Annotated in this window: 22 protein-coding genes; 8 read left to right on the forward strand and 14 right to left on the reverse strand. The window is 38.5% G+C overall.

Features of this window, described 5'->3' with window-relative positions:
• Window positions 1-78 precede the first annotated feature (78 nt).
• Together F968_RS13675 and F968_RS13680 are read right to left on the reverse strand one after the other, a co-directional pair.
• On the reverse strand, window positions 79-1,392 hold the full coding sequence (locus F968_RS13675) for a DUF445 domain-containing protein (protein WP_004793941.1): 1,314 nt from the start codon (window positions 1,390-1,392) through the stop codon (window positions 79-81).
• A 61-nt stretch (window positions 1,393-1,453) separates the two neighbouring features.
• Window positions 1,454-1,972: a hypothetical protein gene (locus F968_RS13680; protein WP_004793942.1), complete on the reverse strand. Its 519-nt coding sequence runs from the start codon at window positions 1,970-1,972 to the stop codon at window positions 1,454-1,456.
• Between the two features lie 235 nt (window positions 1,973-2,207).
• Between F968_RS13680 and mrdA the strand changes: the two genes are divergently transcribed.
• Together mrdA and rsmD are read left to right on the forward strand one after the other, a co-directional pair.
• Window positions 2,208-4,229, forward strand: coding sequence for a penicillin-binding protein 2 (gene mrdA, locus F968_RS13685; RefSeq protein ID WP_004793943.1), 2,022 nt, complete (start codon window positions 2,208-2,210; stop codon window positions 4,227-4,229).
• Window positions 4,229-4,774 carry a 16S rRNA (guanine(966)-N(2))-methyltransferase RsmD gene (rsmD, locus tag F968_RS13690; RefSeq protein ID WP_004793944.1) on the forward strand — a complete coding sequence of 182 codons (546 nt, stop codon included), beginning with the start codon at window positions 4,229-4,231 and terminating at the stop codon, window positions 4,772-4,774. Before mrdA ends, rsmD begins: the two co-directional genes overlap by 1 nt.
• Window positions 4,775-4,848: 74 nt before the next feature.
• Here rsmD and F968_RS13695 read toward each other — a convergent pair whose 3' ends face one another.
• The 9 genes from F968_RS13695 to F968_RS13735 form a co-directional block, all read right to left on the reverse strand.
• Window positions 4,849-5,304 (reverse strand): hypothetical protein, encoded by a 456-nt coding sequence (locus F968_RS13695; protein WP_034596341.1) that lies wholly within the window; start codon window positions 5,302-5,304, stop codon window positions 4,849-4,851.
• Between the two features lie 58 nt (window positions 5,305-5,362).
• Window positions 5,363-5,932 carry a HupE/UreJ family protein gene (locus F968_RS13700; protein WP_004793947.1) on the reverse strand — a complete coding sequence of 190 codons (570 nt, stop codon included), beginning with the start codon at window positions 5,930-5,932 and terminating at the stop codon, window positions 5,363-5,365.
• Between the two features lie 9 nt (window positions 5,933-5,941).
• The gene (ureG, locus tag F968_RS13705; protein WP_002117800.1) at window positions 5,942-6,556 is read right to left on the reverse strand and encodes an urease accessory protein UreG; all 615 of its coding nucleotides are present in this window, start codon (window positions 6,554-6,556) and stop codon (window positions 5,942-5,944) included.
• A gap of 24 nt (window positions 6,557-6,580) precedes the next feature.
• A complete protein-coding gene (locus tag F968_RS13710) occupies window positions 6,581-7,246 on the reverse strand; it encodes an urease accessory protein UreF (protein WP_004793948.1) in 666 nt (221 codons plus the stop codon).
• On the reverse strand, window positions 7,233-7,715 hold the full coding sequence (ureE, locus tag F968_RS13715) for an urease accessory protein UreE (RefSeq protein ID WP_004793949.1): 483 nt from the start codon (window positions 7,713-7,715) through the stop codon (window positions 7,233-7,235). The genes F968_RS13710 and ureE overlap by 14 nt, the downstream gene beginning before the upstream one ends.
• Before the next feature lie 71 nt (window positions 7,716-7,786).
• The gene (gene ureC, locus F968_RS13720; protein WP_004793950.1) at window positions 7,787-9,487 is read right to left on the reverse strand and encodes an urease subunit alpha; all 1,701 of its coding nucleotides are present in this window, start codon (window positions 9,485-9,487) and stop codon (window positions 7,787-7,789) included.
• Window positions 9,488-9,524: 37 nt separating this feature from the next.
• Entirely contained in the window at window positions 9,525-9,833 is a 309-nt protein-coding gene (locus F968_RS13725; protein WP_004793951.1) for an urease subunit beta, read from the reverse strand.
• Between the two features lie 11 nt (window positions 9,834-9,844).
• Window positions 9,845-10,147, reverse strand: a complete 303-nt coding sequence (gene ureA, locus F968_RS13730) for an urease subunit gamma (protein ID WP_004793952.1) — start codon at window positions 10,145-10,147, stop codon at window positions 9,845-9,847.
• 100 nt (window positions 10,148-10,247) lie between these two features.
• Window positions 10,248-11,123 carry an urease accessory protein UreD gene (locus F968_RS13735; RefSeq protein WP_034596342.1) on the reverse strand — a complete coding sequence of 292 codons (876 nt, stop codon included), beginning with the start codon at window positions 11,121-11,123 and terminating at the stop codon, window positions 10,248-10,250.
• 201 nt (window positions 11,124-11,324) lie between these two features.
• Between F968_RS13735 and F968_RS13740 the strand changes: the two genes are divergently transcribed.
• Both F968_RS13740 and F968_RS13745 read left to right on the forward strand, forming a co-directional pair.
• Entirely contained in the window at window positions 11,325-11,648 is a 324-nt protein-coding gene (locus F968_RS13740; RefSeq protein WP_004793955.1) for a hypothetical protein, read from the forward strand.
• Window positions 11,649-11,835: 187 nt separating this feature from the next.
• Window positions 11,836-12,306: a copper resistance protein NlpE gene (locus tag F968_RS13745; protein WP_004793957.1), complete on the forward strand. Its 471-nt coding sequence runs from the start codon at window positions 11,836-11,838 to the stop codon at window positions 12,304-12,306.
• A gap of 58 nt (window positions 12,307-12,364) precedes the next feature.
• Here F968_RS13745 and F968_RS13750 read toward each other — a convergent pair whose 3' ends face one another.
• Entirely contained in the window at window positions 12,365-13,969 is a 1,605-nt protein-coding gene (locus tag F968_RS13750) for an isocitrate lyase (protein ID WP_004793960.1), read from the reverse strand.
• A gap of 587 nt (window positions 13,970-14,556) precedes the next feature.
• Between F968_RS13750 and F968_RS13755 the strand changes: the two genes are divergently transcribed.
• From F968_RS13755 to F968_RS13765, 3 genes are all read left to right on the forward strand, one after another.
• Window positions 14,557-15,546 carry a LysR family transcriptional regulator gene (locus F968_RS13755; RefSeq protein WP_004703082.1) on the forward strand — a complete coding sequence of 330 codons (990 nt, stop codon included), beginning with the start codon at window positions 14,557-14,559 and terminating at the stop codon, window positions 15,544-15,546.
• 112 nt (window positions 15,547-15,658) lie between these two features.
• Complete coding sequence (locus F968_RS13760) at window positions 15,659-16,984, forward strand: polyamine export protein PaeA (RefSeq protein ID WP_004793961.1); 1,326 nt, start codon at window positions 15,659-15,661, stop codon at window positions 16,982-16,984.
• A gap of 569 nt (window positions 16,985-17,553) precedes the next feature.
• A complete protein-coding gene (locus tag F968_RS13765) occupies window positions 17,554-18,891 on the forward strand; it encodes a CitMHS family transporter (protein WP_004793962.1) in 1,338 nt (445 codons plus the stop codon).
• Window positions 18,892-18,932: 41 nt separating this feature from the next.
• Here the strand turns inward: F968_RS13765 and F968_RS13770 are convergent, their stop codons facing one another.
• Complete coding sequence (locus tag F968_RS13770) at window positions 18,933-19,445, reverse strand: hypothetical protein (RefSeq protein WP_004793963.1); 513 nt, start codon at window positions 19,443-19,445, stop codon at window positions 18,933-18,935.
• A 222-nt stretch (window positions 19,446-19,667) separates the two neighbouring features.
• On the opposite strand from F968_RS13770, the gene F968_RS13775 reads away from it, so the two are divergent.
• Entirely contained in the window at window positions 19,668-20,216 is a 549-nt protein-coding gene (locus F968_RS13775) for a DUF2239 family protein (RefSeq protein ID WP_004793964.1), read from the forward strand.
• Window positions 20,217-20,268: 52 nt separating this feature from the next.
• Here the strand turns inward: F968_RS13775 and cysN are convergent, their stop codons facing one another.
• Window positions 20,269-21,882: a sulfate adenylyltransferase subunit CysN gene (gene cysN, locus F968_RS13780; RefSeq protein ID WP_004793965.1), complete on the reverse strand. Its 1,614-nt coding sequence runs from the start codon at window positions 21,880-21,882 to the stop codon at window positions 20,269-20,271.
• Window positions 21,883-21,899 lie beyond the last annotated feature (17 nt).

Consider the following 21,899-nt stretch of genomic DNA (forward strand, 5'->3'; position numbering starts at 1 on the left):
TCCTCATTTAAAACAATGAATATGAAGTCCGGCAGAAAAAGTCTCGTTAATCTTCAATAGATCCTGCCCGACATCGAATTATAAGAAAGCCACAAACAAATGTATTGTACCAGCAATAAATCCGGTTACCCCACCTAGTACAATAAGAATCCACTCATCCTCCTGAAATGCAGGACGCAATAAATTCTGAAACTCTTTTGGTGTCAGTTCGCGAATACGCTCTTTAAACATTTGAAAAATCTTCTGTGCCCGGCTTGCGTTCAGCGCTGGGTCACATACGGGTCCCATCGTAATTTCAATTGAACGATCAATCAAGTCCGTCTTTAATCTTGCGTACTCTCTTGGCCCTAAAGAAAGCTGTAAAGATGTACGAACTAATGGTGTTTCCATAATTTCGTTAATATGACGCTTCACAATGCGGCGGGTCTTATCTTTACGCGGCCCATACATCATTTCGGTCATAATCGATTTTAACGTAATTAAATCTTCTGTTACTACGCTTGAAAACACGTCAGAGACTTCCTCTTGACGCTTCATGAACGCACCTTGGAAATTATAAGTCCCAATTCGAAGAACGGGTACAATCCAAGGGAACTTACGATCTTTTGTTAATCTAAAAATCTGTGGGTAACGAATATAATGTGGTTCAATCGGATTAAATACCATCCAGATCGCAATCCAGTTCGTTAAAAAGCCCCAAATTGAAGCCCAAAACGGTACAGTCCAGTGCCAAGGTACGACAAACCAAACAATCATTTGGAAAATACCAAAGAACATTCCAATTAAAGCACTAATATGCCAAATAAAGTTGATTTCTTTTTGCCCAACTTTTAAGAACATGCGTACCATTAAACGGCGGTCACCTTCCATCTGGCTCACTACCATTTCACGCATATTAACCAGTGACTCAACGTTCATGGTCAGCTCAGTCACTAATTCTCTTAATACACCTGGTAATTGTTTATGCGCCTGAGCATAAATACGGCGTTTAATTGAATAAGGTAAATTTTCCCAAAGTACGGCATTACGATCGATCATGACTTCATCAATCAGATGTTCAAGTTCAAATCCAACCTGCTCACCAATAATACGTGCCATATCTTCAGGATCCATTGCCTCTAAAAATTCACGCAATGAACCTAACTTAGATAATGTATTGTCGGTAATAATACCCGAGATACGTCCAGCTTTACGTGGCACAATACCTTGCCAACCTACGGGTAATGGACCTAAATGGAATCCCCAAAATTTAATTGGGTAAAACACCATTTTTAAAGCCATCCACACGTGTGCCCATGTAACAAAGGCAGTGACTGGAATGATACTCAAAACGGCCCAAAAATCAGGTCTGTGTAAAAAGGTCTGCCACAATCCGCTGACGTACTCTAACATGTAAGACTCTCGTATTTATTTGTGCTCTGCTTATGGCGAGTTAAAGATAAACTGCTTTGTTTTATAAACCAAAACTTAGAGAATAAGAAAATTGAATTTGTGGTTTAGTATCCGCAGCAACTGCCCCATTCTGGTCAGTTAGTTTTTCCGCCGCGCCAATACCCACACTAAAAGTACTAATTCTTTCTGAATTCAACAATACATAGGCCAAATCGACACCAGCGCCTAAACGGGATTTATAATCACCATCGACCTCTTTACTATCGAGATGCCCAGCATAAAAACCAATATAGTAACCATTTTTATCTGTGCCGGTAAGATAATAAGGATATCGAAACCCGACTTGGCCACCAGCAGTTTTGTCACCATTCAAAAATGCGCCAACTTTGGCATAGGCAATACCATAAGGGTTTACCCATTCGCCGTTTAAATGTAATAGTTTTTGTGTAAAACCAGCACCCACATTCCACGTAGATGCAGTATGTCCTGCTAATTTTGCTTCTGGAAGGAACGAATAATCTTGAGCATGAGCCCAACTACTTACCGTCAGAACTGCAAGTAAGGGATAAATTTTTCTCATTATTTTCTCCATTTTCCCTAATCGTATGGTGAGAACAACCCTATTCTATTGAATGAGAGACTTTAACAGAATTATTTTGCTTCTTATATACAAGTATCTACAATTTTGTTGTCTGCAAAGTCAAAACGTATCTTATCGAAATGCACGGAAACTTTGAAAATTATGCAATATTTTAAGCGCTCTTGCGTTAGAATAAGCAGCTATTTTTCTACCCTATGTCACTAAGTCGATCCTTATGAAGCAGCACTTTCCTTTAAAAGATATCCAGCAAGAAAAGCGCATTTATCGAGGACGAATCTTTTTTGCCGTAGGTCTTGTTATCGTTTGTTTATTAGTGCTGATTAGCCGATACGCTTATCTGCAAATTTTTCACTATGACGAATTTTCTACAGCATCTGATAAAAACCGAATTCGCTTGCAACCACTTCCACCTGCTCGTGGTTATATCTATGATCGAAATGGCGTATTACTGGCAGATAATTATCCTGTTTTTACAGCAACTTTAAGTAAAACAGATGTAGAAGATGTGGATGGTGTTGTTGAGCAGCTACAACCTATTTTAGATCTAACACAAGAAGATATTGACCGTTTCAAAAGTCGTATAAAAACTGCTCGAAAAACTGAACGTGTCGCAATCAAACTTAATCTAACTGAAGCCAATATTGCCAAGTTCAGTGAAGCTAAATATAAATTTCCCGGCGTAAGAATCGAAACACAAATGACTCGTTACTATCCACACGGTGAGTTATTTGCTCATGTGATTGGTTATGTAGGGCGTATTAACGATAAAGAATTAAAAAGTATTGATAAAGATTTATATGCTGGGACCAATTTAATTGGAAAGATTGGTGTTGAGAAAAGCTATGAAGATTTGCTGCACGGAACACCAGGTTATGAATCTGTTGAAGCAGATGCTCACAGTAACATATTGCGCCATTTAGGTCGTAAAGATCCTACTCGTGGCAATGACCTCTATTTATCTCTAGATTATGGTTTACAGGTTGTTGCATCTCAACAGCTCGCAGGCCGTCGTGGTGCCATTGTTGCTATCGACCCTCGTACGGGTGAAATTCTGGCTTTAGTATCTAGTCCAAGCTTCAACCCTAATTTATTTGTGACTGGTATTAACCATAAAGATTATAGTTCTTTACGTGATAATTTAGATCAACCGCTTTATAACCGTGCGGTACAAGGTGCATACCCTCCAGGTTCTACCATTAAACCAATGGAAGCGATGGGCGGCTTACACTACGGTATTGTAAACTGGTCAACAGCCATTTCTGACCCAGGCTATTTCCACTTACCTGGCGATTCGCATAAGTTCCGCGACTGGAAAAAAACCGGTCATGGTATCGTAAACATGCATAAAGCCATCATTATGTCATGTGACACCTATTTTTATATTCTTGCCCATCAAATGGGGATTGATCAAATGAACCAATGGATGCGTCAATTTGGGTTCGGTCAGAAAACAGGTGTCGATCTACCAAGTGAAAGCGAAGGACTTTACCCAAATCCTGAATGGAAAATGCGTACTCGCAAAGCCAAGTGGATGAAAGGTGAAACGATTTCTGTGAGTATTGGTCAAGGTGCATTTACAGCTACACCTTTACAACTTGCTATGGCGACTGCAATTACAGCCAATCATGGTTCTCATGTCACCCCTCATGTTTTACGTGCAACGCATGGTGCAAAACCATTTACTGTACGTAATGCACCTGATGGCAAAATCGACTTCAACGGAACAGATGAAGACTGGATTCAAATGCGCGATGCTATGATTGATGTAATTCAATCAGGTACTGGTCGAGGCATTCGTACACCTCTCTATCAAATTGCAGGAAAGACAGGAACTGCGCAGGTTAAAAGTATTGCACAGGGTAAACGCTATAATGAAGCAGCCCTGAGCGAACGCCAACTTGACCATGGTTTATTTGTTGGATTTGCACCTGCTGATAAGCCAGAAATTGCGATTGCCGTGATTTGGGAAAATGGTCGTCATGGTGGTTCTGCTGCTCAACTTGCAAGACCTATTTTTGATTACTGGTTATTAACTCGTAAGAAAAACCCAGTCCGACCAGCAAACCACCAAGTCAATGGTGGACTAATGACCGCTGGAATTAAGCCAGGTGAGCTATCAAGCGGCGGCGAAGTTGCGAGCTCTACTCCAGCAGCATCAGCTACTTCAACTGCACCCGCAGCCTCAACACCACAGGCTACACCAGCTCGCCCTGCAACCAATGAGGTCGATGAATAATGAAGAATCAATTACGCATTATTGGTGGCGAATGGAAAAGACGAGTACTTCCCTTCGCTAGCATTGAGGGCTTACGCCCAACGCCAGACAGAGTGCGTGAAACTCTATTTAACTGGCTCATGTGGGATATTCAAAATGCGCATGTCCTCGATGTTTGCACAGGCTCTGGCGCATTAGGTTTTGAAGCGTTGTCACGTGGTGCTGCGTCAGTTTATATGATTGAACCAGACAAAACTCAGGCACGTTTCTTAAAAGATAATGTTGAGCTATTAAAAGCCAAAAACTGTCATTTAATCAATGCGACTGCTCAGCAAGCTTTACCCCGTTTAAAAGAACAGTTTGATGTTGTGTTTTTAGATCCACCTTATAGTCTAGACTTATGGCAAGAACTTTCGAACTTGGCAGAACCCCATATTAAAAAGAATGGGTATGTTTATGTTGAAGCTGATCGAGATTTATCTCAACTTCTCCTCCCTTCAACATGGCAACAAGTTAAAACAACGAAAGCTGGAACTGTTCACGCAGGGCTTTATCAGAAGATATAATCATGTAGTTTTTTTATCAAAAATTAATTTACCTGATCTATTTATTTGAATTAGATTATTTTAATTTTGTATTTTCAGAATAAATAGATCGTAAAAAATCGTATGAGTTGACCTCGATCATAAGGAAAACTCGAAATATATTCATAACCAATTTTCAGTCTTGGATTAACACTATAATTAAATCCATACCCAACTGAAATGGATAAATCTTGAATATTAATATGATTCGTTAAGCCATTAATGTTTTTATTCTGAAGTTGCCCTGTATCATAGGCTGTATAATTATAAATCACCCAACGCTCATTTGAATAAAACTCATTTTTGAGCACATTATAGTTATTAACTTCATCATCATGCTCAATGGCTAACCGCCTTTGTTCCAAGTTTAAATCTGATTGATCCAACAACTGGTCTGTATTTAGTAAAGTAGAATCACTTTCTGATTGAAAAAAATCATAGGCTTGAACATATCCACTATAAAAGATAATCAGAGCTGTAAAAATAGTATAAATATTCTTATGCACACACATTTTATTTTGCAAATCCAAAAAGGTAGCCTAGTGCTACCTTTTACTCTCGAAATGATGACTAACTTAATCCAATCACTGCAACAACTGCTGCACAGGCGCCAACAATTTTTTTGCCATATGGCACATATCGTGTAAGTGCAGCACCCAATGCTAAACCACCACAATAAATTAAAGCCATAGCTGAAACCATACCCATTACTAATGCAACGACATGGCCTGAGTGTGCTAATTCAACACCATGTGCTATACCATGAAAACTCGCAAGTAATGCCGCAGCGATAGGTAAAATTCGATTTGATTTTGTCCATAGTGCAATTGCTGTAACGACTAAAGAAGCAATAATTCCATATTCAGCAACATTTACAGGGACTAAGCCTTGAGCACCGATTAAAAAGCCAATAATGAGGGTTACACTTAAACTTATGACACCTGCTATTTTCCATTGCTTAGCTGCTGACCAGAGTAGAACACCAAAAGCCAAAGCCATGACTAAATGATCTAAACCAGTAAATGGATGAATAAAACCCGCTATAAAACCAGAATGTTCATGATCATGTCCTGGGTGTGCCATTGCAAGTGCCGGCAATAATGCAAGGAGCCCTATGCCCCATTTTTTAATGAAGTTCATAATCTCTCCTTAAGCTTTAAACAGCCCTTGTTTCTCAATAAATTGAATAATTTCTTCAAGACCATCTTGGGTTTTCATATTTGAAAATAAGAATGGCTTTTCTCCGCGCATGCGTTTCGCATCTTGATCCATCACATCAAGATTTGCACCGACCATTGGTGCAAGGTCTGTTTTATTAATAATAAGTAAATCTGATTTGGTAATGCCGGGCCCACCTTTACGAGGGATTTTTTCTCCGCCTGCGACATCAATCACATATAGAGTTAAATCAGAAAGCTCCGGACTAAATGTTGCAGCCAAATTATCACCACCGCTTTCAATGATAATAAGTTCTAAGCCTTCGAATTTTTCACACAAATCATCAATTGCAGCCAAGTTAATTGAAGCATCTTCACGAATTGCTGTATGAGGGCAACCACCTGTTTCTACACCCACAATACGATCTGGCGACATCGCTTCGTTACGGGTTAAAAAGTTTGAATCTTCTTTGGTGTAAATATCATTTGTCACCACAGCCATATTGTATTTATTACGCAAGGCTAAACATAAATTAAGTGTAAGCGCAGTTTTACCCGAACCTACTGGTCCGCCAATTCCAACTCGTAATGGACTACGTTCTGTCATGATTTTTATCCTTCTTTCCTAAACTTAAGATCTGAATAACCGTGAATATTGTGTTTCATGTTTCATACTCAGCATTGCATAACGAGGTAAAGCGCTACTCAATTGCTCATCAACAAGTTGCAAGGCTTTTTCCACAGCTTGGGGCACTAAACCATGTAAGTGCCATAAAATTCTTTGTCCGGCCATTTGCCCTAAAGGAACAGTTTTTACCGCAGCCAGAACCTGATTTTCTAAAACGGTAAAGGTATAAGCTGTGAGCACGTCAATGTCGGCAAGCCCAAGTCGCCCACAGAGTTGTGCATAAACAGGCACAAAACCAAACTGCTTTTTAACTTCAACAGGTTTTTTTAAAACATCTCTAATCCACGCATTTAAAGAAAATGCCAGCTGTTGAGACTCAGCTAAAAGCTCTTTAGTTTCTCGACTCGCCTTATATAAATTTGCCCAAACCAGAAACTGATCTTGGTCATCATGATATTGCATAAGACGTTTTAATACTGGTAGCTCAAACCGCACTAACAGCATCTCAAGCACTTCTTCGAAATAAGCAATCGCCGAAGTTTCATCATGTATTAAGCCAATATCAAGGGCTGTTTCTACACCTTGTGAATAACAATATGCTCCAACTGGCAATGCCGTAGAAGACAATGTCAGCAATTGAAGTAATTGCGTTGCGTTATGAGTGGACATGATGCAAAGCTTTGATTGGGCTTAAACGGTGGTCATGACTATGCTGTGCATAGGCACCGCTTTCAGGTTCAAACGGATGATCGGTTTCTGAGACTGTAAGCCCCAACCCTTCTACCATTTCTGCAAGCACATGATCAGGTTCAAAATATAAAGCTCTAGGCGTCAACATTAATGGCACATGTCTGTTACCTAAGTGATAAGCCGCTTTAAGCAAATCAAAATCACTTGCTGCACTGACTTGCATCAGACGTTCAGGCTTAGCATCTACACGTAGTACATCACCTTGTTGAGTTGCAATATATGAACCACTACGCAAAATGCCAGTACGAGGTAAGTCAACACCAATATCTACACCACTCGCTAAAGTCGCCCGAAAGCGGGATTTTTGACGTGTATCAAAAGTCAGTTCAACCGTTTCAAATGCTTGATCAGGAGAAATATCTTCAAGGCGTTGTGTATAGATTTTCATTTAGCTTCTCTCTCCTTATTTATTTCATATCTACAAATACAGCAATGAGGCAAATCACCTCTATAAAATCATCAAAACAAAAAATAACGCTGTGCCATTGGCAATACTTCAGCAGGTTCACAGGTTAATAACTCACCATCTGCCCTCACCTCATAAGTCTCAGGATGAACCTGCATGACAGGACAATATGTATTGTGTTTCATATCAGCTTTGCTAATGGCGCGGGTGTTTTTACATGGACTAATTAACTTTTTAAGGTTTAGTTTTTCAGCAACATTTGCATCAATCGCTGCTTGAGATAAAAAGGTAATGCATGTGTTGTGTACACCACGTGGATAAGCACCAAACATTGGACGGTAATGCACTGGTTGAGGTGTCGGAATTGAGGCATTAATGTCGCCCATCGGTGCTGCTGCAATCATGCCGCCTTTAATAATCATGGATGGTTTCACACCAAAAAAGGCAGGCTTCCATAACACTAAATCAGCAAGTTTTCCGACTTCAATTGAACCGATTTCATGACTTAGACCATGGGTAATTGCTGGGTTAATCGTATATTTAGCAATGTAGCGTTTAACGCGATTGTTATCATGAAATTCATTGTCACCCTCTAAAGGACCACGTTGAATTTTCATTTTATGGGCAGTTTGCCAAGTACGTAAAATCACTTCACCTACACGCCCCATCGCCTGAGAGTCCGAAGACATCATGGCAATCGCGCCTAAGTCTTGTAAAATATCTTCAGCGGCAATGGTTTCACGGCGAATACGGCTTTCTGCAAAAGCGATATCTTCAGCAATTGCAGGGTCTAAGTGATGGCAAACCATGAGCATATCTAAATGCTCATCAATGGTATTAATCGTATAAGGTCGCGTTGGGTTGGTCGAAGACGGTAATACATTACTTTGCCCAATCGCTTTTAGAATATCAGGCGCATGCCCACCACCCGCACCTTCGGTATGGTAGGTATGAATCGTACGATTTTTAAATGCAGCTAGAGTTTCTTCTAAAAAACCGCTTTCATTTAAAGTATCTGTATGAATTGCCACCTGCACATCAAACTCGTCCGCAACACTCAAGCAGTTATCAATAGCTGCCGGTGTTGAACCCCAATCCTCATGCAGCTTTAAGCCAATTACTCCAGCTTTAATTTGCTCACGAATGGGGTCAGGTAAACTCAAATTTCCTTTGCCTAATAGACCAATATTCATAGGCAAATCATCAATCGCCTGTAACATGGTCGCAATATGCCAAGGACCGGGAGTCACTGTCGTTGCAGAGGTTCCAGCTGCTGGCCCTGTACCGCCACCGACCATAGTTGTTGTCCCTGACATTAACGCAGTTTCAACTTGCTGAGGGCAAATCCAGTGAATGTGGGTATCAATACCGCCTGCAGTTAAAATTTGTCCTTCACCCGCAATCACTTCTGTTGCAGCCCCTAAAGGAATCGTAATGTCTGGTTGAATATCTGGATTTCCAGCTTTTCCTATTTTCCAAATTCGGCCATTTTTTAAGCCCACGTCAGCTTTAACAATTCCCCACCAATCCACAATTAGAGCATTGGTAATGACCGTGTCAGCAACTTCATCAGCTAAAAGCTGTGATTGCCCCATCCCGTCACGAATAACTTTTCCGCCACCAAATTTAACTTCTTCACCATAGGTCGTTAAGTCTTGCTCAACTTCAATAAAGAGCTCTGTATCTGCCAAACGAATACGATCACCAACCGTTGGACCAAACATCTCAGCATATGCACGACGTGACATTTTCATAACTTATTACTCATCTCTTTCATTATCGTTGTTATGTTTAATCCAACTTACCCATGACGCGACCTGCGAAACCATAAACTTCTCGTTTACCGACCAAAGCAACAAGCTCCACTTCTCGAGTTTGTCCCGGTTCAAAACGAATTGCTGTACCAGCTGCAATATTCAGTCGAAAACCTTTGGCTATTTCGCGATCAAACTGTAATGCATCATTTGCTTCATAAAAATGAAAATGAGAACCCACCTGAATAGGTCGATCACCAATGTTGGCAACTACAACTTTTAAAGTTTGTCGCCCAACATTCAGTTCAATATCAGCATCTGGAGTAATGATTTCACCGGGGATCATAAGCGTTCCTTTTATATGATTGGCTGATGGACTGTGACTAATTTCGAGCCATCTGGAAAAGTTGCCTCGACCTGAACCTCAGCAATCATTTCTGGTACACCCTCCATCACATCTTCGCGCTTTAATAAAGTAGTACCGTAATGCATCAAGTCACTGACCGTCATACCGTCTCGTGCACCTTCAAGTAAAGCTGCTGAAATAAAAGCAATAGCTTCTGGATAATTCAGTTTCAATCCACGCGCTTTACGACGCTCAGCCACTAAACCTGCAGTAAAAATGAGTAACTTATCTTTTTCTGTTGGATTGAGTTCCATTTCTCTTTCCTAAATTGCATTTATATTCTTTAAGCAAAATACGTGCTCAAAAGTAGCATACTTGTTTTAACTGTTTTTTAAATACGCAATTTAACGTAACTTAAGTCTTCCAAATTCTTGGAAATTCTTCATCTAAATCAAACCAATAACGTCTTAATTTTGCTCGTATAGCTGCAAAAGCATCATGACAATGTCGAACATCATTTCCCAAGAAACGCGCACAAACCACATCATCTAATAGTGTTAAAGTTACAGGCGCTTGCATACGCATCATTAATTCACGAATGAGCTCTAGCTGTTGTTCTAAATAAAATGAAGACCGATATTTCTCTGGTGGCACAGCCCAAAAGCTTCCCATCACGGCTTGATTATTCATACCTAAACATGAACGAAGCCAGCGATCTTCGCCTTCAAAAAACAGTGTGTCTGCGACCAATAATTTTTGCTCTCGCCACAACTTAAATTGGTTGTGGTAGCTTCCCTGCACAAAACGCTCTGCACGTGCCTGCCGCCCAAGTACCAACATATCCCAACCAATAAAACTCGCAGCATTATCAAGATGAATATGAGTTTCTGAATGTGCTAAAGCTCCATTAAATAGCATCGTTTCTTGTGGAACCCACTCTAAAATGGACTGATCTTTCACGTGCAAATGAATATGTTGAAAAGCTTGCTTACCATTGGTTTTGTACCATTTCCCTGCGCCCGGAGTAGTTACTACCGCATGAGCTTGGTCTTTGGTTTCAATTTCAAAAGTAAGATGATCTCCTCCTGCAATTCCTGCTGGAGGATGAACAATAATGGCATGACATACACCCGTTCTTTCAGGCCAGAGCATTTTTTGCACCCTAACAGGGCCATGATGCTTTCTATGACTCATTATGGTGCGTGAATTTTCAAAACAAAATCCGAGCTCTAATCGTGCATACCAAAATGGTGCTAAAGAGTTTTTTGAAAACGTTTGTACCTGATTCATTCTGGTTCATATGTTCAAAATAAGTGCTTAAAGTTATAAGCAAAATACGCACCAAATATGAAAATAAGCCAACCGATAAAATTAGATACAATTTTTCGATTTTAATGAGTTAAAAAATCATCAATGTCTAACATAAAACCACAGTAACTTATGGAATTGTTTATACAATAGCGCCCACCGTTGCTTCCATACTTGCTCTCCATGAAACTTTTTTTCGTGTTAACCCCACTTGTCTTTTTAACTGGGTGTATTTTTGGCCAATCTAATGAGGTCAAACGTGCAGAAAAAATCCTGCACAATTTCGAATGTAAAAATGTTGAGACAAGCCAGCTTGCAACAAGCTCGATTAATTCTTATTACCAGCAATCTTTAGCGGTAAGCAAAGAAAAAGCAACTTCATACGTAGAAAGCTACAAAAATGGTGAAGAATTATTCGACATGCCATTAGATGAAGTTTTAAAGCAACAATACCAACTCTATAAATCAGCATGTGACTCTCTAGGCGGAGTTTCAGCGCAACCCTAATTTATAAGGTATTCATTAAATCGTTTTAATGAATGCCTCCTTTTTATTTTTGTTTTAATAATTATTCCAAAATTTACTCACTTTACCTTTTGTTAAAATTAAATTACATACTTAAACTTTTATTAAGCTCTCATATTTCATAGCCTGTTATTTGCTTTTTTATTTATTTTCCGAGGTTTAGATCATCATGAAAAAAACATTATTATCAGTTGCACTTGTAAGTGCCCTTCTTGTTGCTTGTAGCAAAAACGAAAATAAAGCCGATACAACAACACAAGCCTCTGCTCCAGCTCAAACCACTGAAGCGAATAACAATGCAGTAGATACTGCTCATACAGCTGAAAACTCACTAGATTGGAATGGCACATATAAAGGCACTCTTCCATGTGCAGACTGTGAAGGCATCAAAACTGAGTTAGAGTTAAAAGATGATAAAACTTATGAATTGACCGAAACTTATCTCGGCAAAGGTGATAAGAAACCATTTGAAACCCATGGTACATTTACTTTTGACAAAGATAATACTTCAGTCATTACGTTAGATGATAAAGGACAAAACCGTAAATTCTTTATTGGTGAAAATACGGCAACTGCTTTAGATATGGAAGGTAAGAAAATTGAAGGCTCTTTAGCTGAGCATTATGTTTTGAAAAAATAATTATTTTTAATATAAAAAAACCCGCTCATGTGAGCGGGTTTTCTTTTGAAATCAATTCTTAGTGAGCTGCGAATTGGTTCATTGTGTTCTTAGCATCATCATGTGCTTTAAGAGCGTTGTCACCAGAGAAGATTTCTTTGTGATCATCACCGATGTCAGAACCAGCCATTGCTTGGTGTTTAACACAAGCGATACCACCACGGATTTCTTTACGTTGTACGCCAGCAACATAAGCCAACATACCTTCAGAACCGAAGTAACCTTGTGCAAGCTCATGTGTAGAAAGAGCAGCAGTATGGTAAGTCGGAAGTGTGATCAAGTGATGGAACACACCCGCTTCACGAGAAGCATCTGCTTGGAATGTACGGATCTTAGCATCTGCATCAGCAGCTAATTCAGTATTATCATATTCAGCGCTCATTAATTTAGCACGGTCATATGCAGAAACGTCTTTACCTTCAGCAACCCAACGGTCGTAAGCTTGTTGACGGAAGTTTAAAGTCCAGTTGAATGATGGGCTGTTGTTATAAACAAGCTTAGCATTTGGAACAACTTCTTTAACACGGTTAACCATGTGTGCAATTTCTTCTACGTTTGGAGTCGCAGTTTCGATCCAAAGAAGGTCAGCACCATTTTGAAGGCTAGTCACACAGTCAAGTACAACGCGATCAATTTGTGTGTCAGCACGGAACTGATATAAACCAGAAGGTAAACGCTTAGGACGGTGTAATTTACCATCACGTTTGATCAAGATTTCATCTTCTTGAGCATCAGCAATGTCAATTTCAACAGTGTCTAAGAAACCGATATATTGAGAAGCAATATCACCTGGCTCTTTAACTACTGGAATTTTTTGAGTCAAGTCAGCGCCTTCAGAGTCAGTACGCGCAACGATGATACCGTCATCAAGACCCATTTCTAAGAATGCATAACGTAATGCATGGATTTTAGAGATGAAATCTTCATGTGGAACAGTTACTTTACCAGCTTGGTGACCACATTGTTTAGCATCAGATACTTGGTTTTCGATTTGAAGCGCACAAGCACCAGCTTCAATCATTTTACGAGCAAGTAAGTAAGTCGCTTCTTCGTTACCGAAACCAGCATCGATGTCAGCAATAATTGGCACGATGTGAGTTTGGAAGCCGTCGATTTGAGCAGTGATTTCAGCAGCTTTAGCAGTATCACCCGCTTCTTGCGCTTTTTTAAGCGCACGGAATAAATCGTTTAATTCTTTTGCGTCAGCTTGACGTAAGAAAGTGTAGATTTCTTCGATTAATGCAGGTACTGAAGTTTTTTCGTGCATAGATTGGTCAGGAAGTGGACCAAATTCTGAACGAAGAGCAGCAACCATCCAACCAGAAAGGTAGATATAGCGACGTTCAGTAGTACCGAAGTATTTTTTGTTCGCAATCATTTTTTGTTGTGCGATAAAACCGTGCCAGCAACCTAATGATTGAGTGTATTTGCTAGAGTCAGCATCATAAGCAGCCATATCACGACGCATAATCGCAGCTGTATATTTAGCAATATCTAAACCAGTTTTGAATTGGTTTTGCATTTGCATACGTGCAGCATCTTCTGGGCTAATATCGCGCCAAGTGCTACCGAATTTTGCTTTTAGTTCGCGGATTGCATCAATCGCTGTTTGATATGTAGTCATGATATTGTCCTGTATTCATTTTAGGATTTCATCGATTGAAGCGTAGAGTCATGTACTTAAATTTCTTATGACACCAGCTGCTTCGTCATGAACACAGCTTAGACTTAGCCAATCAATTAATCCAATATCCTTTATTAATCTTCAGTATTTATTTAAAAAATATACCGATAAATCGATATTATAGATAAAACCAAAAACATTAACACTTTGTTTATAAAAATAAAATTATTCTAAAGGAGTATAGAATTTTATTCTAAAAACCGAGTAAGTCTTATTTTTATACATTTTTTGAAGTTTTTCTAGCCATTTTTAATTTAAAAAGTCAATTGTAAATTAGGCTATTTTCGCCAATGTAAAAAGTCAATTTACATGCTAGAAAGTAATGAGTTATATATAAATATATTCTATTTATCACCTTCATACTTAAAAACGTAGCAAAGACAATAAAATCGAGCCTTTAAAGCACCTCTCACTCCTACTTAATTCCTACAAAAAATGTCGTTTTTCTCATCATTTTTTCACACAATAGTTATTAGATATGGCATAATTTGAAACAATTTCAGGGTTTTATTTTCGGTATTTTTTTTATGAATCTGGAGCGAGTAGATCTTAATCTATTAATATATCTTGATGTACTTCTTCGTGAAAAAAATGTTACACGCGCAGCCGAACAGCTTGGGGTAACTCAGCCTGCAATGAGTAATATTTTACGTCGTTTGCGTAATTTATTTAATGACCCTCTTCTTATCCGTTCATCTGAAGGGATGACACCAACAGAACGTGCACTTGAATTACAGCCTCGTATTCGTGATGCCCTTTCTGATCTCTCCATGATTTTGGAACCCCGTACCGAATTCCGCCCTTATACAAGTAATCGCGTTTTCCGCATTATGACATCTGACTATGCTGAGGCAACTTTAGTTCCTCGTCTTGTCAAAGCGCTCCGCTCTGAAGCTCCAAACGTTGTTCTTGATTTTCTTACACCGAGTGATGTGTCTTATAGAGATATGGAACAAGGTAAAGTTGATCTTGCAATTAATAGATTTAATGAAATACCGCAAAGTTTCCATCAGGTTTTAGTTTGGCGTGATAGTTTCAGTTGTATTCTGAACGACAAACATCCTGCTGTGACGCATTTAAATTTAAAAAGCTATTTAGATGCACAACACATCTGGGTTTCTAAAACAGGTATGGGTGTAGGTTTTGGGGTAAACCCAGATAAACAAGGTGGTTTAGGTTGGATTGATCAGGCATTAGAACGTATTGGTCAACGTCGTAAAATTTCTGTATTTACTCGCCACTACCAAATGCCTGCATTACTTGCTCAAAATGTAGATCTTATTGCCACATTACCAACACGCATGGCACGCCTACAAACACAGAACCCTAAACTGGTTATAAAGGATCCTCCTTTTTATATTCCAGAGTTCGAACTTAAAATGGCTTGGTGTCCGTTGTTACATCATCACCCTGCTCATCGCTGGCTGCGCCAACTTATCTTATTTGTTGCTCGTCAAATGATTGAAGAAGAAAACCGTGAATTTCTAACCAATAATTCACAATTTTCTCACTATTAAATAAATTTTAATTTAATTGTCCTATCTTCAAGCGCTGAGCAATCAATCTGATTACCTCAGCGCTTTTTTATGTTAAAACATAGTCATAATAATGATGAACCTCAGGTGATTTGTGAGTCTCTTTCAAAATATCATTATCATCGTACTGCTTATCATCGGAGCAGGCTTTTTATCTTTAACTGAAATTGCACTAGCAGGTGCCAGAAAAGTTAAGCTAAAAATTCTAGCCGAAGCGGGTGAAGAACGGGCCCAACAAGTACTAGATTTACAAGAACAATCTGCTGACTTTTTTGCAGCCTCTCAAATTGGTCTAAATGCAGTTGCGATTTTAGGCGGTATTTTGGGTGAAGCTGCTTTTCGTCCTTATTTCGTCACTTTAGTAGACCGCTTTTACACAGGCCCTTGGACACAAACGATTGGCTTTGCCCTTTCCTTTACCCTAGTGACCTCACTCTTTATTTTATTTGCCGATCTTATGCCAAAACGTTTGGCTATGATTGCACCTGAAAAAATTGCAATTAGTGTTATTAACCCAATTCAAGTTTTTATTAAGATTTGCAAACCTTTAGCTTGGGGAATTAACGCAATTGCCAACTTGCTATTCCGTTTGTTTAAAGTGAATACAACGAGAGAAGACAATATTACTTTTGATGATATTTCAGCAGTCATGGATGCAGGTGCTCAAGCGGGCGTACTTCAGAAACAAGAACATCACTTTATCGAGAATGTTTTTGAATTAGAAGAACGTAACGTACCTTCGAGCATGACCACACGTGAAAATGTTGTTTATTTCACTTTAAATGAACACGAAGATAGCATTCGCCAAAAATTAGCAGAGTATCCATATTCAAAGTTTTTGGTATGTAATGAAAATATTGATCAAGTCATTGGTTACGTCGATGCCAAAGACTTTCTTGTTCGCATTTTAAATAACCAATCCCCAACTCAATTGAATGAATCAACCATTCGTACTGTCTTGATGATTCCTGACACACTCACTCTCTCGGAATTACTTGATCGTTTCCGTTCTACAAAAGAAAAGTTTGCGGTTGTGATAAACGAATATGCGCTTGTCGTAGGTGTTATTACTTTAAGCGATATTATGATTACGGTTATGGGCGACTGGGTAACACCAATTGATGAAGAACAACAAATCATTAAACGTGACAATAACTCATGGTTAATTGATGGCAGCACACCGATTGATGACTTAAGACACGCACTTGAAATTGACGAAATGCCTGATGAAGAAAATTATGAAACTTTAGCAGGCTTCATGATGTACCGCCTGCGCAAAATTCCACGTCCAGCAGATTTTGTAGAATTCGGTGGATACAAGTTTGAAGTAGTCGATGTCGATCATTTTAAAATTGACCAACTTCTTGTAACTCGAATTTTAGAACAGACAGAAGTACATTCATCAATTGATGACAACTAATTTATATTAATTTAAATACCTCACAATTTTATGTGGGGTATTTTTTTAATCTAAATAAATATTTCAAATATGTGTAATAATTATTTTAGATTCATAAATTCAAGTTGCTCTTTTAATCTAAAAGCAATATTATTTAAATCATCATTTATATTAAATCTTAAATACTGAAAAATAATAGAATAATCTATATATCTCAATTATCACTAAGCAGTTAAGTCCCGATTTACATTACCTCAGAACTTATGCAACTTAGTTCAAAGCAAGTATTTAAATGGTTCTTCTTCTCATTTCCCCCATCAAACCATATATAATTTTAAAAAATATCATATAATTTTTATTTTTATAAAACCTTTATAATCTAATATAATGAATAATATTTATTATATGCTTACTATAATCTTAATATATATGTTCAGTATTTCGCTTAAATATACCTCTCCAACTGAATATATATTAACCAAATAAACTAAATATATTATTTGTCTTTTTAATAAAAATTAATAAGAATAACCAAGGTCAGAGTTTTGAATAAACTTGTTCAGTAAAACTATAGGCAAAGGATTGATTGTATGCTGACATTACTTGGTGTTGGCATGATTTTGTGCTTCATGTACTTAATCATGTCCAAACGTTTAAGCCCTATTATTGCTTTAATTCTCATCCCATTTATTTTTTCACTTGTTGCTTGGGGCCTAGGTCACTACTTTGAAAGTTTAAGTCACATTGAACTCAAAGGTCTCAGCGAGATGATGCTGGATGGCATCAAAAAATTAGCGCCAACTGGCGTAATGCTTTTATTCGCAATTTTATATTTTGCCTTAATGATCGATGCAGGTCTTTTCGATCCACCGGTTAAATGGATTTTAAAAAAGGTTAAAGGTGATCCTCTAAAAATCACACTAGGAACTGTGTTCTTAACCACAATGGTTTCTTTAGATGGCGATGGTTCAACAACCTATATGATCTGTGTAGCTGCAATGCTGCCACTTTATCAACGGTTAGGAATGAATACTCTCATCATGACTGCACTTATGCTGTTATGTAGTGGTGTAATGAATCTAACACCATGGGGCGGCCCTACAGCTCGTGCTGCAAGCGCCCTGCAAGTTGACCCAAGCCACATTTTCGTACCAATGATTATCCCGATGGTCATTAGTATTGGCTGGTTATTCTTCTTGGCGTACCTATATGGTCGTTACGAGCAAAAACGTTTAGGCGTTATTGAACTTGAAACTCACCATGGTGACAACATTACCGTATCGAAAGATCCTGAAGCGACTCGCCCACATTTACGCAAAGTAAATATGGTGCTTACAATCCTTCTTATGATTGCTTTGATCAAAGGCATTTTGCCTATGTCTGTGTTGTTCATGATAGCGTTCTGTATTGCAATGCTCATTAACTATCCAGATGTTGATATGCAGAAAAAACGTATTGCAATGCATGCAGACAGTGTCTTAGCTGTTGTGGGTTTAATTTTCGCAGCAGGTATTTTCACAGGTATCTTATCTGGCACAGGTATGGTTGAGGCGATGTCTAAAGAATTCGTCGCAATGATTCCTCCAAGCATGGGTCCATACCTTGCACCGATCACAGCTTTAGTGAGTATGCCTTTGACCTTCTTTATGTCAAATGATGCTTTCTTCTATGGCGTTTTACCTATTCTTGCTGAAGCTGCTTCACATTATGGTATTAGTGCAGAAGCGATAGCTCGCGCTTCGATTGTAGGTCAACCTGTACACTTGCTATCACCTCTTGTTCCATCAACCTATTTGTTATGTGGTCTTGCTAAAGTCGATTTTGCCGACCATCAAAAGTTCACTTTAAAGTGGGCATTCATAACTTGTATGGTATTAATGGGTACTGCTTTAGTGATTGGTGTTTTCCCACTTTTTAGCACGCTTTAATTACTCTTCCACAATAAAAAAAGCCCCAATCGGGGCTTTTTTTATTTCTGTACATATTCAATTAAGTGATCTAACACAATTTGAAAATGCAATGTAATGTCTTCTTCTAAAATTTTATAAGCATTATCAAACTGAACCATTGGCCAACCTTCTTTCCAAAATGGAAAAATATTGTGTAGGCCTTCAGTCACGATCGCATCTTCACGACTAATCGCTTGAGCAACTTGGGCTAAAACCTGAGCGGTTTCTGCACCATCAATAGCTAAATAATCAATACCACGTGCTTTAAAAATACGGATACGGTCTTTTTTATAACGAATTTTTTTCGCCTGACCTGAATTCAAGCCTAATGCCAGCGTAGCAGCTTCTACAAACTTTTCTTCAAAGTTTGCATTCAATGCAACTAAAGCCTGTTTATGTGCTTCTTGACGCCCAGCTTTCCCCCCATTACGGATAATCTCATTTGCTTCCGTATCCAGCTTATCTTTTTTCATAGACTGTAAAATGTCTAAAATTTCGATATCGCTTAAAGATTCAGGAGATTGCTCAATCATGGGAGTCCTAATACACAAAAATAAAAAAACATTGTCTCATAAAAGCGATATCAAAGCAGAATAAAATTTTAAATAGCCTATTATCTTGACTATTTTTATAGTCCTAACTTCATAGACTACACTCATAAAATCAAATAATTCTTTGGTTATAATTTTAATTATTTGCCGAATTAATTTTACCCTGATAATATTATTTTACCCAGATAAAAATATACGGCTAAAATGAATACTAAAATCACCTATACTGCTTTCACTGGAAGCACGCTTATTGCGAGTGACTCCCTAATTGAACTTGCAAAAAAACTTAAAGATCTTCCGAAAACAACGGAAAATATTCTGATTTTTAATGATCAAACAGGTCAACAAATTGATCTTGATCTTTCTGGTTCGGAACAAGAATTTCAACAACGTTATGCTGAACCGGAAGAAATTAAAAAAGTTGGACGGCCTAAACTCGGAGTAATTTCGCGTGAAATCACTTTACAGAAAAAACATTGGGAATGGTTAGATCAACAAAGTGCGAGTGCATCAGCAGTAATTCGTAAGTTAATTGATAAAGAGTTAAATAACCCAAGTTCTGAAGGCAATATTATGCTGGCCAAACAAGCCATCGACCGTTTTATGTCTGCCATGTTGGGTAATATGCCAAATTACGAAGAAGCAACACGCGCCTTATATCAAGGCGATCGAGATATATTTTTAAAGATGATTCAGAGCTATCCTAAAGATTTAAGGGAATATTTAACTTTAAAAACTCAAAATATTTTCTGAACCCAATAAAAAAACCCGCTTACGCGGGTTTTTTCAAAATTAATTCAGTCTATTAAAGACGGACTAATTCCACAACTTTTTCAACTGCTTCTTCAACGGTTTCAGCAGTAACTTCTGTATCTGTGCCATCCACAGCCGTAGTGATAACCACAACACCTGTCTCACGCAATAAAGTAATTTGCTCAGCAGTTAAGTTAGCTTTTGCAATCGCAACTACACCTTGTTGGATCAATAAGCTTTCTAAAACTTGAGCTTTCTCGATTAACTGTGCAGAAATTCCAATCACCGCAGGTTTTTGACCTAAACGTGCAGCACGATCTTCAGCAGTAACAGGATTGCTATGTGCAGTCCACTCTACCGCAGACTCAACCATACCCGCACCAACCGTTACATTACTTAAACGATCAATGAAAATAAATGAACCTGTGTATCGTGAATCTTGATATTGATCAAATACGACTGGTGCATCAAACTCAACCACAACGTCCGCAATTGCATTTAACTCAAGCTCTTCAACCTGAGTATGCTCAAGCGTATTCACATTCACACGATAGTGAATGTTAGTTACTTTGGCAGGAACAGTCTGTGTACCAATCTTAACGTTGTACAGCTTACCCTTCACCAATGGATGTTCATTCATCCATACTACTGAAGCACGAACACTACGTGAAATTAATGGCTGTTCACCAGCACGTACCAATACATTGCCGCGGCTAATATCAATTTCATCGTTCAATGTTAATGTAACAGCTTGACCCGCAACAGCTTGGTCTAGATTTCCATCGAATGTTACGATTTCTTTAACTGTTGAGCGCTTACCTGATGGTAATGCAACAATTTCATCACCAACATTGATTTCACCTAAAGCAACAGTACCAGCGAAACCACGGAAGTCGAGGTTTGGACGGTTCACATATTGAACAGGGAAACGGAATTCGTGTTTGTTTGATTCACGACTAATTTCCACAGATTCAAGAATGTTCATCAAGGTTTGACCCTTGTACCAAGCTGTATGCTCAGAAACATTTACTACGTTATCGCCATTTAAAGCAGAGATCGGTACAAACTGAATATTGGCTGGACGACGGTCACCTAACTGACTTACGAAAGCATCATATTCAATCTGAATTTCAGTGAAACGTTCAGGAGAGTACTCAACCAAGTCCATTTTATTGATAGCAACAACGATATTTTTAATACCAAGTAAACTAGCAATAAACGTATGGCGACGAGTTTGAGTTTGTACACCGTAACGTGCATCAATCAAGATAATTGCCAAGTCCGCAGTTGATGCACCAGTTGCCATGTTACGCGTATATTGCTCATGTCCTGGGGTATCAGCAATAATAAACTTACGCTTTTCAGTTGAGAAATAGCGGTAAGCCACATCAATGGTAATACCTTGCTCACGCTCAGCTTGTAAACCATCTACAAGTAATGCCAAGTCTGGTGCATCACCCGTGGTTCCTACTTTTTTACTATCGCGCGTTACAGCTTGCAATTGATCTTCATAAATCAATTTTGAATCGTAGAGTAAACGTCCAATAAGTGTACTTTTACCATCATCTACATTACCGCAAGTCAAAAAACGCAGAAGGTCTTTTTGTTCATGTTGCTTCAAATAGGCCAAGATATCTTGACTGATTAATTCTGATTGATGAGACATTGCTCAAACTCCACAAA

It is taken from the genome of Acinetobacter sp. NIPH 817, assembly GCF_000368405.1.
In the GTDB taxonomy this organism is placed as follows: Bacteria; Pseudomonadota; Gammaproteobacteria; order Pseudomonadales; family Moraxellaceae; genus Acinetobacter.

Bases quoted from the DNA above. Each gene is read 5' to 3' on its own strand.
- F968_RS13695 (WP_034596341.1), bottom strand. From the start codon at position 5,304: ATGTGTGTGCATAAGAATATTTATACTATTTTTACAGCTCTGATTATC.
- F968_RS13750 (WP_004793960.1), bottom strand. From the start codon at position 13,969: ATGACTACATATCAAACAGCGATTGATGCAATCCGCGAACTAAAAGCA.
- F968_RS13770 (WP_004793963.1), bottom strand. From the start codon at position 19,445: ATGATTGAGCAATCTCCTGAATCTTTAAGCGATATCGAAATTTTAGAC.
- F968_RS13710 (WP_004793948.1), bottom strand. From the start codon at position 7,246: ATGTCCACTCATAACGCAACGCAATTACTTCAATTGCTGACATTGTCT.
- mrdA (WP_004793943.1), top strand. From the start codon at position 2,208: ATGAAGCAGCACTTTCCTTTAAAAGATATCCAGCAAGAAAAGCGCATT.
- F968_RS13700 (WP_004793947.1), bottom strand. From the start codon at position 5,932: ATGAACTTCATTAAAAAATGGGGCATAGGGCTCCTTGCATTATTGCCG.
- F968_RS13680 (WP_004793942.1), bottom strand. From the start codon at position 1,972: ATGAGAAAAATTTATCCCTTACTTGCAGTTCTGACGGTAAGTAGTTGG.
- ureE (WP_004793949.1), bottom strand. From the start codon at position 7,715: ATGAAAATCTATACACAACGCCTTGAAGATATTTCTCCTGATCAAGCA.
- F968_RS13745 (WP_004793957.1), top strand. From the start codon at position 11,836: ATGAAAAAAACATTATTATCAGTTGCACTTGTAAGTGCCCTTCTTGTT.
- ureA (WP_004793952.1), bottom strand. From the start codon at position 10,147: ATGGAACTCAATCCAACAGAAAAAGATAAGTTACTCATTTTTACTGCA.
- rsmD (WP_004793944.1), top strand. From the start codon at position 4,229: ATGAAGAATCAATTACGCATTATTGGTGGCGAATGGAAAAGACGAGTA.
- ureC (WP_004793950.1), bottom strand. From the start codon at position 9,487: ATGAAAATGTCACGTCGTGCATATGCTGAGATGTTTGGTCCAACGGTT.
- F968_RS13740 (WP_004793955.1), top strand. From the start codon at position 11,325: ATGAAACTTTTTTTCGTGTTAACCCCACTTGTCTTTTTAACTGGGTGT.
- F968_RS13735 (WP_034596342.1), bottom strand. From the start codon at position 11,123: ATGAATCAGGTACAAACGTTTTCAAAAAACTCTTTAGCACCATTTTGG.
- F968_RS13725 (WP_004793951.1), bottom strand. From the start codon at position 9,833: ATGATCCCCGGTGAAATCATTACTCCAGATGCTGATATTGAACTGAAT.
- F968_RS13775 (WP_004793964.1), top strand. From the start codon at position 19,668: ATGAATACTAAAATCACCTATACTGCTTTCACTGGAAGCACGCTTATT.
- F968_RS13755 (WP_004703082.1), top strand. From the start codon at position 14,557: ATGAATCTGGAGCGAGTAGATCTTAATCTATTAATATATCTTGATGTA.
- F968_RS13675 (WP_004793941.1), bottom strand. From the start codon at position 1,392: ATGTTAGAGTACGTCAGCGGATTGTGGCAGACCTTTTTACACAGACCT.
- ureG (WP_002117800.1), bottom strand. From the start codon at position 6,556: ATGACAGAACGTAGTCCATTACGAGTTGGAATTGGCGGACCAGTAGGT.
- F968_RS13765 (WP_004793962.1), top strand. From the start codon at position 17,554: ATGCTGACATTACTTGGTGTTGGCATGATTTTGTGCTTCATGTACTTA.
- cysN (WP_004793965.1), bottom strand. From the start codon at position 21,882: ATGTCTCATCAATCAGAATTAATCAGTCAAGATATCTTGGCCTATTTG.